This is a genomic window from Streptomyces sp. NPDC058662 (assembly GCF_042716255.1).
Classification (GTDB): domain Bacteria; phylum Actinomycetota; class Actinomycetes; order Streptomycetales; family Streptomycetaceae; genus Streptomyces.
Map to the genome: position 1 here is coordinate 40,221 of NZ_JBHXRU010000009.1, position 14,247 is coordinate 54,467.

At 73.8% G+C, this 14,247-nt stretch carries 10 protein-coding genes; 5 read left to right on the forward strand and 5 right to left on the reverse strand.

Going from position 1 to position 14,247, the window contains the following annotated elements:
• Positions 1–28: 28 nt before the first annotated feature.
• Entirely contained in the window at positions 29–379 is a 351-nt protein-coding gene (locus tag ACFWUQ_RS06045; protein WP_384533447.1) for a hypothetical protein, read from the reverse strand.
• 248 nt (positions 380–627) lie between these two features.
• Here ACFWUQ_RS06045 and ACFWUQ_RS06050 point away from each other — a divergent pair, with 248 nt between their 5' ends.
• Positions 628–1,899 carry a hypothetical protein gene (locus tag ACFWUQ_RS06050; protein WP_384533450.1) on the forward strand — a complete coding sequence of 424 codons (1,272 nt, stop codon included), beginning with the start codon at positions 628–630 and terminating at the stop codon, positions 1,897–1,899.
• 182 nt (positions 1,900–2,081) lie between these two features.
• On the opposite strand, the gene ACFWUQ_RS06055 is transcribed toward ACFWUQ_RS06050, so the two are convergent.
• Positions 2,082–2,792: a FadR/GntR family transcriptional regulator gene (locus tag ACFWUQ_RS06055; protein WP_384533453.1), complete on the reverse strand. Its 711-nt coding sequence runs from the start codon at positions 2,790–2,792 to the stop codon at positions 2,082–2,084.
• Between the two features lie 183 nt (positions 2,793–2,975).
• Here ACFWUQ_RS06055 and ACFWUQ_RS06060 point away from each other — a divergent pair, with 183 nt between their 5' ends.
• Positions 2,976–3,479 (forward strand): gluconokinase, encoded by a 504-nt coding sequence (locus ACFWUQ_RS06060; RefSeq protein ID WP_384533580.1) that lies wholly within the window; start codon positions 2,976–2,978, stop codon positions 3,477–3,479.
• A 14-nt stretch (positions 3,480–3,493) separates the two neighbouring features.
• Positions 3,494–4,891 (forward strand): gluconate:H+ symporter, encoded by a 1,398-nt coding sequence (locus tag ACFWUQ_RS06065; RefSeq protein WP_384533455.1) that lies wholly within the window; start codon positions 3,494–3,496, stop codon positions 4,889–4,891.
• Between the two features lie 66 nt (positions 4,892–4,957).
• Here ACFWUQ_RS06065 and ACFWUQ_RS06070 read toward each other — a convergent pair whose 3' ends face one another.
• The 3 genes from ACFWUQ_RS06070 to ACFWUQ_RS06080 all read right to left on the reverse strand — a co-directional run bounded on the left by ACFWUQ_RS06070 (position 4,958) and on the right by ACFWUQ_RS06080 (position 10,516).
• Positions 4,958–5,923 (reverse strand): hypothetical protein, encoded by a 966-nt coding sequence (locus tag ACFWUQ_RS06070; protein WP_384533458.1) that lies wholly within the window; start codon positions 5,921–5,923, stop codon positions 4,958–4,960.
• Positions 5,924–6,079: 156 nt separating this feature from the next.
• Entirely contained in the window at positions 6,080–6,817 is a 738-nt protein-coding gene (locus tag ACFWUQ_RS06075) for a hypothetical protein (protein WP_384533461.1), read from the reverse strand.
• Between the two features lie 138 nt (positions 6,818–6,955).
• Positions 6,956–10,516: a S8 family serine peptidase gene (locus ACFWUQ_RS06080; protein WP_384533464.1), complete on the reverse strand. Its 3,561-nt coding sequence runs from the start codon at positions 10,514–10,516 to the stop codon at positions 6,956–6,958.
• Positions 10,517–10,707: 191 nt separating this feature from the next.
• Here ACFWUQ_RS06080 and ACFWUQ_RS06085 point away from each other — a divergent pair, with 191 nt between their 5' ends.
• Together ACFWUQ_RS06085 and ACFWUQ_RS06090 are read left to right on the forward strand one after the other, a co-directional pair.
• Positions 10,708–12,315: an MFS transporter gene (locus ACFWUQ_RS06085; protein WP_384533467.1), complete on the forward strand. Its 1,608-nt coding sequence runs from the start codon at positions 10,708–10,710 to the stop codon at positions 12,313–12,315.
• Positions 12,316–12,574: 259 nt separating this feature from the next.
• Positions 12,575–14,221, forward strand: a complete 1,647-nt coding sequence (locus ACFWUQ_RS06090) for a GMC oxidoreductase (RefSeq protein ID WP_384533470.1) — start codon at positions 12,575–12,577, stop codon at positions 14,219–14,221.
• The last annotated feature ends 26 nt before the right edge of the window (positions 14,222–14,247 follow it).

Consider the following 14,247-nt stretch of genomic DNA (forward strand, 5'->3'; position numbering starts at 1 on the left):
GCCTTCCGGCGGGTACCGGTGCGGGACATCAGGACGACGCGCCGGCCGTGGCGGCGCCGTCGAGCTCCCACGCGTGGCGCTTGAACTCCCGCCGGAAGTCGGCGTGGTCCTCCCACTGGCGGGCGATGCCGCGCAGCACGTCCCAGTTGTGCTCCACGGACTGGTCGATGACGCGGCGCGTCGCCGGCTCGGCCGACTCCCGCTTCTCGATGAGGCCCTTGACGGCCGAGGCCTCCAGGACGGAGTTGCGCAGCGCGCGCAGGGCGCGGGAGGTGTCGTCCATCCCGAAGCCGTTCTCGCTGCCCGTCCCGGCGTCGAACAGCGGGGTGAGCCGCGCTTCGATGAACGCGGTGATCCGCTCGAAGTGCTGCACGTCCATCGGGTGCTCCATTCTCTCGCCGGCCACCGGGTGGTTCCGGCGCCCTGGCCCTTCGACCGACTCGACCGAGTCGGTTCCTCCATCTGCCGGTGCGCCGTCATTATCCCGCAGCCGGGCCGCCTCGGGTCGTGTCGCGGGCCCGGGCGACTCAACTCCCGTCCCAGCCGCCCGGGACGGGAAACGGCCGTAGCGATTCCGTACCGTTGCCGCCCTTCTGGGCGTCTGCGTCCCGCTCGCATACTGGCGCCGTGACCGACTATGTCAAGCACGTGCCCGCCGCCGCGGTACCGGCCGGCGGAGTCGCAGTCTGGAAGGTCGTCGACGCGGAGCGCTGGCTCCGGGCCCGCACCCCGGGGGTCTTCGCCCCGGTGGCCGGGAGCCGGTTGCTCGCCGCGCCCGTCCTCTGCTCCCTGGTGCTCCTGGCCCTGAGCGCAGGGGGCGAAGCCGGGCGCGGCACCCTCTGGTGGGCCTTCGTCCCGTTCGCGCTCCTGGCCGCGCTGCCGCTGTGGTTCCGCTTCCTGCCGCTGGCGACCCTGGTGGCGACGCCCGCGGTCGCGGTGGCGGCCGCGGCCCTGTTCCCGTCGCTCGACCCCGGTGACACCCCGGGCCGGACCGGCTGCCTGCTGGCCGTCGCGCTGGGCCTGTGGGCGTTCGCGGGAGCGTCCCTGCGCCTGCGCTCCCGCGCCCGCCGGCGCGCGCTCGCCCTGGAGGCGGCCGGGGGCGCCCGCTTCCCCGTTCCCGACGGACTCGCCCGCGCCCACCACCGCCGGGGGCTGCGGCCGATGGCGCTCGGCGCCGGTCTCTGCCTCGTCGGCGCCGCCTTCCTGGTGGGCGGCCTGGCCCTGGACCTGCGCGGCAGGGACGCCGCGGTCCCGTACGACGCCGTGGGACAGCAGGGGGCGGCCGTGCTGCTCCTGGTCCCCGGGACCACGCTCCTCGGCCGGGGCGTCGCCGCGCGCCGGGCTGTCCGGCTCCTGCACGCCGGCCCCCAGCCCGCGCTCGTCGTCGGCGTCCGCAACGCCCGGATCACCGCCCGCCATTGGCTGTACCCCGGCGCCGACTCCCCGCACGCCCCGCCGCTGATCGCCTACGCCACCTCGTACCGCGACGTCGTCGTGGGGCAGCGGCTCCTCGTGGCCGGCTCGCAGGAGACCCTGCGCGGGCGCCACCACGACATCGACTCCTCCTCGGAGCCCTACGAGGCGGTCCTGTACGGAGTCCCGGTCGAGGGCTCCGAGGTGGTGCTGGAGTGCGCGGTCTACGGAGGCGACACCCGCATCGTCTCCCACGTCACGGCTGTCCCACTGCTCCCGCACCGGCGCCACGGGCTCACGCGGTGGCGGGCGGCCGGCGCCTCCCACCGCGAGGAGGCGCGGAGGGCGGAGGCCCGGCGCAAGGAGGAACGGGAGCGGCGTGAGCAGGAGCGCCGCGCGGCGCGGAGCGACCGCTCGGAGTCGGGCGCGGCCGGCGGGTGCGGGGGCGGGTGCGGCAGCGGGTGCGGGGGCTGCGGGTGCGGCTGACCCGCCCGGAGGGCGGCGCGGGCTGACGGCGCGGGAGGACCGGGGACGGGCTGGGGGAGGACTCGGGGCGGACTCGCGGCGGGCCCCGAAAGGCTCACGGAGGGCCCCGGGAGGACTCGGGCGGGCTCCGGAGGACTTGGGGGCAGGCTCCGGGAGGACTCGGGCGGGCTCCGGAGGAGGGTCTACGGCGCGAGCACGTCCAGTTCCTCCAGGGCGCCGACCGCGATCTGCCGGGTCAGCGCTTCGGCGCGGGCCGCGTCCCCTTCCCGTACGGCCTCCGCCACCTGGACGTGCAGGGTGACGGCGGCCGGGTCGGGGTCGTGGAACATCACGGCGTGCTCGGTACGGCCGGTCAGCACCTCGGCGACGACATCGCCCAGCCGGGCGAACATCTCGTTGCCGGAGGCGTTGAGCACCACGCGGTGGAAGGCGATGTCGTGGCGCAGGTAGCCGTCGAGCTGGTGGCCGCGCGAGGTGCGGACCATGCCGAGGGCCGCCTCGGTGAGCTCGGCGCACTGCTCGGGGGTGGCCAGGGTCGCAGCGAGTCCGGCCGCGACCGGCTCGACGGCGGACCGGAGCACGGTCAGCGAGCGCAGCTGACGGGGGCGGTCGGCCCCGGCCAGGCGCCACCGGATGACGCGCGGGTCGTACACGTTCCACTGGTCGGTGGGGCGGACGGTGACTCCGACCCGGCGCCGGGACTCGACCAGGTGCATCGACTCCAGGACGCGGACGACCTCCCGGACGACCGTGCGGGAGGCGTCGAAGCGCTCGGCGATCCGGTCCGTCCGCAGGACGCTGCCCGGGGGGTACTCCCCCGCCGTGATCGCGAGGCCGAGGGTGTCCAGCACGTGGGAGTGGAGCCCCGGTCCGGGACTGCCGTCGGTCGTCATGGCGTAAGCGTACGGTGGCGCCCGCGCGGACCATAGATGTGATTTTTACGGCAGGGGTCTTGAATACGTACTACTTAATGCGCTTCAGTGTGGCTGTCGACACCGATGTCGACGGGCCGGCGAGGACAGCGAGGTACGGCGTTGAGTAAGCAGCAGTGGACCACCCACCGCGTGATCGTGGTGATGGGCGTGGCCGGCACGGGCAAGACGACCGTGGGCCGGCTGCTCGCCGACGCACTCTCACTGCCCTACGCGGAGGGCGACGCCTTCCACCCGCCGGCCAACGTCGCCAAGATGTCGGCCGGCACCCCCCTGGACGACGAGGACCGCCGGCCGTGGCTCGACGCCATCGGCGAATGGATCCGCAACAGCGCCGGCCGCAGCGGCGGCGTGGTCGCCGCTTCGTCCCTCAAGCGCGCCTACCGCGACCGCCTGCGCGCCGCGGCGCCCCGGACGGTCTTCGTCCACCTCACGGGCGAACGTGCGCTGATCGAGGAGCGGATGGCGGCACGCAAGGGCCACTACATGCCCACCACCCTGCTCGATTCGCAGTTCGCCACGCTGGAGCAACTCCAGCCCGACGAGCCCGGAGTCGTCGTCGACGTGTCCGGATCGCCGCAGGACATCACGCAGCGGGCGCTGGCCGCCCTGCGCCGTCTCCCCGTCCCCGACCACCACGAGAACTGAAGGACATCGTCACCGTGACCAGTCTCAGCGTCGAGACTCTGGCGGCGGCCGGCTCCGGGCCGATCACCTCGGCCGGGAACACCCAGCTGGGCATCGCCGTGCTGGCGGGCATAGCCGTCATCGTCCTGCTCATCACGCGCCTCAGAATGCACGCCTTCCTGGCCCTGACGCTCGGCACGCTCGCCCTCGGCACCTTCGCGGGCGCGCCCGCGGCCAAGACCATCGCCAGCTTCACCGCCGGGCTGGGCTCCACGGTCGCGGGAGTGGGCGTACTGATCGCCCTCGGCGCGATCCTCGGCAAACTCCTGGCGGACTCGGGCGGCGCGGACGAGATCGTGGACACGATCCTCGCCCGCGCCGAGGGCCGGGCGATGCCCTGGGCCATGGTGCTGATCGCATCGGTGATCGGACTGCCGCTCTTCTTCGAGGTCGGCATCGTGCTGCTGATCCCGGTGGTGCTGCTGGTGGCCAAGCGGGGGAACTACTCCCTGATGCGGATCGGCATCCCGGCGCTGGCCGGGCTGTCCGTGATGCACGGGCTCGTTCCGCCGCACCCCGGCCCCCTCGTCGCGATCGACGCGCTCCACGCGAACCTCGGGGTCACCCTCGCGCTCGGTGTGCTCGTCGCCGTCCCGACCGTGGTTATCGCCGGGCCGCTGTTCTCCCGGTACGCGGCCCGGTGGGTGGACATCCCGGCCCCGGAGCACATGATCGCGCCGCGCCCCGCGGTGGAGCCGGAGCACCGGCCGAGGTTCGGGGCGACGGTCTTCACGATCCTCCTGCCCGTGGTGCTGATGCTGGTCAAGGCCTTGGTCGACATCGTGGTCAACGACCCCGCGAACGCGGTGCAACGGGTCACCGACGTCGCCGGGTCCCCGATGATCGCACTGCTCGCGGCGGTCCTGGTGGGCATGTTCACGCTGGGACGGGCGGCCGGGTTCACCCGGGCGCGGCTGTCGGTCACCGTGGAGAAGTCCCTCGGTCCGATCGCGGGCATCCTGCTGATCGTGGGCGCGGGCGGCGGCTTCAAGCAGACCCTGATCGACGCGGGTGTCGGCCGGATGATCCTGGACCTGTCGCAGAGCTGGGCGATCCCGACCCTGCTGCTGGCCTGGCTGATCGCCGTGGCGATCCGGCTCGCCACCGGTTCGGCCACGGTCGCCACGATCTCGGCGGCCGGGCTGGTGGCCCCGCTCGCGGCGGGCATGTCCACCAGCGGGACCGCTCTGCTCGTCCTTGCCATCGGCGCTGGCTCGCTGTTCTTCAGCCATGTCAACGACGCCGGGTTCTGGCTGGTCAAGGAGTACTTCGGGATGACCGTCGGACAGACCGTCAAGACCTGGTCGCTGATGGAGACCATCATCTCGGTGGTCGGCCTGGGCTTCGTCCTGCTGCTGTCCCTGGTCCTGTGACCGCGGCGGTGCGCCGACCGCGGTCCGGGCCGCGCGGGGCGCGGGACTCCGCCGACGCGTCCGCGCTCAGCGCGGACGCACGGACTCCCCGTCGAGTTGTACGGCGGCCAGCGCGAAGCCGTTCGCGGCCGTAGCGCAGCGCTCGGCGAGGACGGTGACCTCGGAGTGGAGGGCGGCGCCCCGCGGGCTCCGGCCGGCCATCCCCGGCGTGGACCCGGCCACGGCCCGGCGCAGCCGCCGGGCATGGGAGCGCAGCGCGGCGGCGTGCGCGCGCAGGTCGCCCACGGGCGGGCGGTGCGGCGGGAGCGGGCGCGGCTGCGGAAGGGCCCGCAGGGTCCGCGGGGACGGGCGGGGTCCCGGCCCGGGCGGAGCGGAGGCCGGGGCGGCGGCGGGTCCGCGGTCGCAGAAGGCCAGCACGGCGGCGCCCAGCCCGAGGAGCGGATCGGCGGTGGCGGGGCGACCGGTGGCGACCTGCCATCCCGCGTGGTCGTTGAACGGGTTCGTGTCGGTCAGCGCGTGCCAGGCCAGGACGTCGGCGAACGCCGGGGCCAGGAGGGGGAACGCGTGCTGGGCCCCGCGGTCCCGCACGATGCGCCGGAACAGCCGGACGGCATCGGCCTGCCGGTCCTCGCCCACCGCTCGGAGTACGGCGGCCGCGCCCGGGTCGTCGAGGAGTTCGGGGTGGTGCGCCGCCGCGGCGCCGATCCTGGCCCGGAGACCGCAGACGGCCATGCTGACGGCGAGGCTCTCGCGGCCGGTCAGGATCCCGGCGAGCCGGCCGGCCCGGGCCACGCCCCGGCCGCGCGGGGCCCAGCCGAGGCCCGCCGGGTCGGTGAGGGTCCGCAGCAAGGTGCGCCAGCCGAGTCTGCGCCGGCCTCCCCGGGCGAGGGCGGCCGCCGGCAGGCGGGCACCGAGGGCCAGGCCCGAGGCGTGGCGGGCGGCTTCGCCGACCGCGTCGGCGGCCTCGGCCAGTTCGCGGCACAGCGCGTCGAGGCGGTCGCCGTCGGGGGCGGCCTCAGGGAGCGTGCGCATCGGTGTACCTCCGCGGCCGGAAATCGACGATCGGTGAGTTCGGCATCACCGTACGTCGCCCGCCGGGGGCGCGCGCTCCGAGCACCGGGCCGCCGTCGCGGATCGTGCCGGGGAGGCCGCGCTGTCCCGTGCCGTGCCTGGGACGAGGACTCCTCGTCAGCGGGCGGGCAGCGGTGTGAAGGCGGCTTCGCGGAAGGCTGCCGGGAGCGGGTCCCGGCCGCGGTCCGGCACCAGGACCGCCCAGCGGCCGAGCCGCGGTGCGAGCCACAGGCCCGGGCCGCCCGCCCGGCCCTGGCAACCCCACACCCCGTGCGGGGCGGGGTGCCAGAGGAGGCCGCGGGCGGGGGTGAGCTCGCCGGTACGGATGCGCAGGGACTCGGCGGTCCAGGAACGGGTGATGCCCGGCGGATCCGCGTCCGCGGGGGCGAGGAGGCGGCACGGGAAGCGCGTGAGGTCGGCGAGGCGCGTACGCAGGGTGCCGTCGTCGAACCGGGTGCGGGTCATGCCGAGCGGGTGCCAGACGCGGGTGGCGGCGAGCTCCGCGAGGGGTCGGCCGCCGAGGTGCTCGGCGAGGCGGGTGAGGGCGGTGACGGCGGGGTCCTGCGCGTGCGTCAGGAGGTGGTGGGCGGTGGTGGGGGCGGGGAGCCCGTCGGCGGCCTCGGGCCCGTAGGCGGCGAGTGGGGTGTGGAGGCGCAGCGCGCCCTCGTCGACGAGTGAGCCGATGACGGGCCACACCGCGAGGACGGCGGTGAGCCCGCCGACGTCGAGGTCGCGGTCCGCCGCGCCGGACCCTCCGTCGGCCCCCTCCGGTCCGCCGACGGCCCAGACCGCCCCGGGGTCGGCTGCTTCCAGGAGGGTGCGGATGTCATCGGCCCGGCCGCTCAGGAGCGTCATGGTCGGCCACGCTAACGACCCCTGCGCCCGGCCCCGGCGCGTCGCGGCGAAGTCCCCGCACCCGCCACCCGAATGCCGACCCGCGGCCGCCGGTGGGGCGGGGCGCCCGGGAGCGCCCCGCCCCACCGGTGCGAGCGGTCAGGCCTTGTCGGGCCGGTCCGTCACCCGCAGTGTGTTCAGCAGCGGCTTGCCGAATCCGCTGTGCGTGACGAAGCGGACGTTGAGGACGCCGTCCGTGACCGTCACCGTGTACGTCCGGGTCAGCGCCGTGTAGGTGCCCGCCTCCAGCGAGATGTCGAGGGAGGGCAGGACCTGCGTGCCCTCGGCCAGGACGTCGAAGACGCGCTTGTTCGGCTTGGTGGAGGACAGCTCGGCGAACCCGAGCTCCACGGTGTAGGTGCCGTTCGGGACGTTGTCGAAGCGGTACTCGTACATGCCCTCACGGGCGTTGCGGAAGAGTCGCTGGTCGTCCGTACCGGCGATGGTGCGGCCGGTGGCCTGCGCCGAGGCGTTCCCCTGGTAGCCGTAGGAGCCGGCGGTGTACTTGCGGTCCGGGGACCAGCTGTCGCCGAGCGCGTCGGTGCCCGCGTAGGCGGAGCCCGCGTCCAGGGCCACCTGGTAGCGCGGGACGACGAGCTTGACCGGGACGGTCAGGACCGGGGTGCGGCCGCTGGCCGAGGTGATCCTCAGGTCCGCGGTCAGGACCGACCCCGGGGCCAGCCCGGCCGTGTCGACCTCCAGGCCGATCACGGCCCTGCCGCCGGTCGGAAGGTTCCCGGCGCCCGGGGCGGCCGTGAGCCAAGCGGCGTCCTCGGCGACCGTGAACTGCGTGCCGAGGCCCGGATTGGTCAGGTCGAGCGTGCGGGTCCGCTTCTGGCCCGGCCCCAGCACGACCTCCACGGCCGGCTGCGACGCCGTCACCCTGCCGGTGCGCAGCGACTGCGTGAGCGTCGTGACGTCGGCGGCCTGGACCTCCACGGTCGTCCGGGCGGGTTCGTACTGCGCCGCGGCGAGGGAGACCGTCCGCGTGCCGGACGGGCTCTGGACGACGTAGCCGCCGTCCGCGGCCGTGGTCGCGGACACGGCCGTGTCGCCCGTGCCGACGGTGACGGTGGCTCCGGCGACGCCGTTGCCGTCGTTCGCGTCGAGGACCCGGCCGGCCACCACGCCGCTCCTGGTGGTGCGGAAGGCGAGGGAGAGGCCGTCCGAGACGACCGCGGTGTTGAAGGAGTACGTGAAGGCGTCGGTGCCGGTCGCGTTCTCCACGCCGATCGTGGCCGTCGAGCCGCCCTTGACGCCGGTGCCGCCGGTGCCCTTGTAGGAGTAGGCGACGGTGCCGTCCTCGCCGATGGAGGCCGAGAAGGAGAAGGTGTCGGACTGCGCCGACCAGTGGGAGACCTCGCGCCACTCGATCACGTAACTGCGGTGCGGAGCGGTGCCGGTGACGGCGGTGAAGACGCCGGAGCCGGTGCCGGGGGCGCCGACGACCAGGTCGTCCCAGAACGGGTACAGGGCCGCGTTGGGCGTGGCAGCGGTCGGGATGTCCCCGTTGATGTCGCCGGTGTTGTTCCCGCCGAAGCTGACCGTGCCGTTCGTCCCGATCCACGCCTGGCCGTACGTCTTCCCGTACAGCGGGAGCGGGAAGGGGAGCTCGACCCGCTCGGTGGTGTTGTCGCCGGTCAGCGCGAGCCGGCTGCCGCCGGGCGCGTACGGGCGGTCGTTCGCGGCGGTGCAGGCGTAGCCGTAGCCGTCGGTGCGCTCGGGCAGGTTGACGGCGACGCTGGTGTCGCCGGCGACGGTGACCTTCGCCGTGCCGCCGGTGAGGCAGCGGCCGGGGTGGACCGCGTTCACGTCGTACGTGCCGTGGGGCAGGGTGAACTCGAAGCGGCCCTGCGCGTCGGTGGTCGCGGTCAGCGGGGTGTCCGCGATGGTGACGGCCGCGCCCGGGGCGGGGCCGGCGGAGGAGGAGACCGTGCCGGTGAGCTTGCCGGAGGCGGCCTGGGTGAGCGTGAAGTCGCCGGTGGCGGTGCCGTTCTCGGTCACCGTCGCCGTCGCGCTCTGCGGGCCGTAGCCGAACTTGGCCGCGGTCAGCGCGTACTCGCCCACCGAGAGGGCGGCGAAGGTGTAGGTGCCGTCGGCCGCCGTGGTCGTCGTGCGGTCGATCGGGCCGTCGGCGGTGACCTTCACGCCCGCGAGCGGTTCGCCGCCGGAGCGGACGGTGCCGCCGAGCGCGCCGATCGCACCGCGCGGGGCGGCGTTCACGGCGGCGAGCGCGTCGAGCCTGCCCTCGCCGAAGACGTTGTTGTCGGCGGGGGCCCCGCCGCACTGGGCGCTGTCGGTGTCCTGCGCGGTGCCGTCGAGCAGCGACTCGGTCTGCGCGACGTCGCCTTCGAGGGACGGCGCGGCGGACCAGAGCAGGGCCACCGTGGCGGCGGTGTGCGGGGAGGCCATCGAGGTGCCCGAGAAGGCGTCGTAGCCGCCGCCGGGGACGGAGGAGCGCACGTTCACGCCGGGGGCGGCGATGTTCGGCTTGATGATGCCGCCGGGGCCCGCGCCGCGCGAGGAGAACGAGGCGATCGTGTTGTTGATGTCGAAGGCGCCGGAGCTGTAGGAGTTCGCGTAGTCGCCGGGCGAGCCGCTGGTGGTGCAGCCGGGCCCGGCGTTCCCGTTGGAGAAGGCCGGGAAGATGCCGGCGGCGCGCCAGGTGTTGACGATCTCCTGGTACCAGGTGTCGCCGCCCGATCCGCCCCACGAGTTGTTGACCACGTGCGGGGCCAGGTCTGCGCGCGGGTTCTGGCCGTTCGCGTCGGTCGGGGCGACGATCCACTGGCCGGAGGCGAGCAGGGAGGCCTCGGAGCAGGAGCTGCTCTCGCAGCCCTTGGCGGCGATCCAGGTGGCGCCGGGAGCGACACCGATCTTGTTGGCGCCGCCGTCGTCGCCGACCATGGTGCCCATCGTGTGGGTGCCGTGGTCGTTGTTGTCGCAGGGGGCCGCCGAGTCGCAGACGCCGGCCGGGTCGAACCAGTTGTACGCGTGGCTGTAGGTGCCGTCCGCGTTCCGGCCCCGGTACTGGCTGTTGACGGCCGGGTGGGTGTAGTCCACCCCGCTGTCGATGTTGGCGACGACGATGCCCTCGCCGCGCACACCGATCTGGTCCCACACCTGCGGGGCCTTGATCCGGTCGATGTTCCACTCGACGGCGTCGGCGGCGGCCTTCTCGCGCGTGCCGTCGGCCGGCTTCGGGAGGTCGACCTTGTCGTCGGCGGCGATGCGCGAGACCTCGGGCCGCTGGGCCAGGGCGCCGGCGAGCTTGTCGCCGCCGACGACACGGACCGCGTTGACGATCCAGTACGAGGTGTACTCGGCGTTGGCGCCCCGCAGGGCCTTGACGACCTCCGCCTGGCTGCGCGCGGCGTGGTCCTTCTTCGTCCTGAGGACCGTTTCGGCCTTGGCGGCCCGGGTGGGCTGCTTCGCCGCGGCCGTGAGGTCGGCGGCGCTGTCGAGGTAGACCCAGAAGACGGCCTTGGACGAGCCGTCGAACTGGGCGCGGAGCTCGCGCTCGATCTTGCGCTCGGCCGCGCCGGGGGTGGGACCGGGGTCCGGTGCGGCGGCGGCGACCCCGGCGCCGACCGGGAGGAGCAGGACCGAGGTCAGGGCGGCGAGCGCCGCGCGTAAGGGTCGTCTGTTGCGTTGGGCCACGTGTTGTCTCCTCGGACGCCGTGTGCAGGTTGTGCGGAAAGGGCGTGCGTGATGTGCGCGGGTCATGCTGATGGAGAGGTCATGCTCATTACAAGAGGGCCTATTGAGCCGTGTCACCACGCCCGGCGGCGCGGACGGGGCCGACCGGACTCCGGGTGGCCCGCGGCCGCTCGGGAGGCCAGCCTGGGACCATGACCGCCACCCCGGGCGACCCTGCGCCCACCCCGGGCGACCCGCAGCCCGCACCCGGCGTACCGCCGACGCCGGGCCCCGCGCCGGTACCGCCGACCGGACCCCCCTCCGGACCGCCGTCCGGTTCCCGTGCGGCGCCCGACGCGGGGCCGGACGTCGCGCTGGGCACCGCGCGGGGACGGTGGATCGTGTTCACGACGGTCCTCGGGTCGAGCATGGCGCTGCTGGACTCGACGGTCGTCAATGTGGCCCTGCCGCGCATCGGCCGGGACCTCGGCGCCGACCTGGCGGTGCTCCAGTGGACGGTCAACGCCTACCTGCTGACGATGGCCGGTCTGATCCTGGTCGGCGGCGCGCTGGGCGACCGCTTCGGACGGCGCCGGATCTTCGTGCTGGGCGTGGTGTGGTTCGCCGTGGGCTCGCTGCTGTGCGGCATCGCGCCGAACGCCGGCGTACTCATCGCCGCGCGAGCCCTGCAGGGCGTCGGCGGCGCGCTGCTGACGCCCGGCTCCCTCGCGCTGATTCAGGGGTCGATCCGGTCCGGGGACCGGGCCCGCGCGGTGGGCCTGTGGTCGGGCCTGGGCGGGGTGGGCGCCGCCGTGGGGCCGTTTCTCGGCGGCTGGCTGGTGGACGGGCCGGGCTGGCGCTGGGTGTTCCTGCTGAACGTGCCGCTGGCGGCGCTGTGCGTCCCCGTGGCCCTGAGGCACGTACCGGAGTCACGGGACCCCGAGGCGCACGGGCGGTTCGACGTGGCCGGGGCGGCGCTGGGCGCGGGCGCGCTGGCGCTCATGACGTACGCGCTGATCGAGGCCCGGACCGGCTCCGTCGCGGTCGTCGTGGCGGCGGTGGGCTCGGTGGTGCTGGCGGTGGCGTTCGTGTACGTCGAGCGCAAACGGGCCCACCCGATGGTGCCGCCCTCGATCTTCGCGTCCCGGCAGTTCACCGCCGTCAATCTGGTCACGCTGTGCGTGTACGCCGCCTTCGGCGGGTTCTTCTTCCTCGTGGTGCTCCAGCTCCAGGTGGTGGCCGGGTACTCGGCGCTGGCCGCCGGGGCCGCCCTGCTGCCCACGACCGCGCTGATGCTGCTCCTGTCGGCCCGGTCGGGGGAGCTCGGCGAGCGGATCGGCCCCCGCCTCCCGCTCACGGTGGGTCCGCTGCTGTGCGCGGCCGGGATGATGCTCATGCTCCGGGTGGGACCGCAGGCCTCGTACGCCCGGGACGTACTGCCCGCGCTCCTGGTGATGGGCATGGGCATGGTGGCCCTGGTGGCCCCGCTGACGGCTACCGTCCTGGCCTCGGTGGACCCGGGCAAGGCGGGGCTGGCCAGCGGCATCAACAACGCGGCGGCCCGGGTGGCCGGACTGCTCGCGGTGGCGGCGCTGCCGCTGCTGTCCGGGATGGGTCCGGAGGCGTACCTCTCCGCCGAGCAGTTCGACGCCTCGTTCCGCCGGGCCATGCCGTGGTGCGCGGGTGCGCTCGTCCTGGGCGCCGCCGTGGCCTGGGGAACCGTACGGGCCCCGGCGGCCGGCGCGCCGCACCCGCAGTGCCGCACCCAGTGCGGGCTCAGCGCTCCGCCGCTCGAACCCCCGGCACCGGCGGAGCGCTGAGGGCCACCGGGGGCCGGGCGTCCCGCCGCCGGCGGCGGCCTGACGCCGTGCACCGAGGCCGGAATTCGCCTCCCGCGAGCGGCAGGCCCTCGCCGCGCCGACGTCCTTGCTGGTCCCGGGCCGGGCCGGCCGCCGGGAACCGGCCGAACCTGTGACGTGATCGGCTTGAAGTTGCGAAGTTACCAATAGGTATGTAGTGACTTCACAAGCCCCTAGCAGTAGAACTCGTTCTCATTCAGCCGAGAGTGAGGAACGTCACATGAGTGACAATGGCGTGCCCGAAACCGGTTCCAACGGCTTTTCGCGACGCGGTTTCATCGCTAGAACAGGTTCTATTCTAGGGGCTGTGGCTCTCTCCGCGCAGGTGACTCCGGCCCACGCGGCGCGCGCCGCCGCTACCACCGCCTCCATCGACAACGGCGCCCGCGTCCCCGCCCTGGTGATCGGCACCGGGTACGGCGGCTCCGTGGCCGCCCTGCGCCTCGCCCAGGCCGGCGTCGACGTGCACATGATCGAGATGGGCATGGCCTGGGACACCCCGGGCACCGACGGCAAGATCTTCGCCCACACCACCAAGCCGGACTACCGCTCGTACTGGCTGCGGACCAGGACCAAGGCGCCGCTCAGCAACTTCCTCGGCTTCCCGATCGACAAGGACGTGCCGAAGTACACCGGCATCCTGGACGCCGAGGAGATGGGCGGCATCATCGTCTACCAGGGGCGCGGTGTGGGCGGCGGCTCGCTGGTCAACGGCGGTATGGCCGTCACCCCCAGGCGGCAGAACTTCAGCGCCGTCCTGCCCTCGGTGAACGCGGACGAGATGTACGACACCTACTACCCTCGCGCCAACGCCGGACTCGGCGTCGGCCTCATCGACCCGGCCTGGTTCGACACCGTCGACTGCTACCAGTACGCGCGTGTCGGCCGCAAGCACGCCCAGCGCTCGGGCTTCCCCTTCGTCTTCGTCCCCGATGTGTACGACTGGGACTACATGAAGAAGGAGGCGGCCGGCACCGCGCCGAAGTCGGCCGTGAGCGGGGAGATCCTCTACGGCAACAACCACGGGAAGAAGTCGCTCCAGCAGACCTACATCGCGGCCGCCAGGGCCACCGGCAAGGTGACCATCTCGCCCCTGCACAAGGTCACCTCGGTCGCCCCCGCCGCCGGCGGCGGCTACACGGTCACCATCGAGCAGCTCTCGACCAGCGGCGGCGTCACGGCGACCAAGACCGTCACGAGCGACCGGGTGTTCTTCGCCGCCGGCAGCGTCGGTACGAGCAAGCTGCTCGTCAAACTGAAGGCCACCGGCGTCCTGCCGCTCCTGAACGACGCGGTCGGCAAGGAGTGGGGCGAGAACGGCAACGTCATGTGCGGTCGTGCGAACCACATGTGGGACCCGACCGGGAAGGTCCAGTCCGCCATCCCCTGCGCGGGCATCGACAACTGGGACGCGGGCGGCGCCTTCGCCGAGGTGGCGCCGCTCCCGACCGGGATCGAGACGTACGCCTCGTTCTACCTGTCCATCACCAAGAACCCCCACCGCGCCCAGTTCACCTGGAACGCGGCCGCCGGCAGGGTCGACCTCGACTGGCAGACGGCGTGGAAGCAGCCGTCCATCGACATGGCCAAGAGCATCTTCGACAAGATCAACAGGAAGGAGGGGACGATCTACCGCACCGACCTCTTCGGCACCAACAAGGTCTGGGGCGACCACCTCACCTACCACCCCCTCGGCGGCGCGGTCCTGAACAAGGCCACCGACAACTACGGCCGCCTCCACGGGTACTCCGGCCTGTACGTCATCGACGGCGCGCTCATCCCCGGCAATGTGAGCGTCAATCCGTTCGTCACCATCACGGCGCTCGCCGAACGGAACATCGAGAAGATCATCGCCACCGACCTCTGACCTGTACCACCCGACCTCCGGCCCCG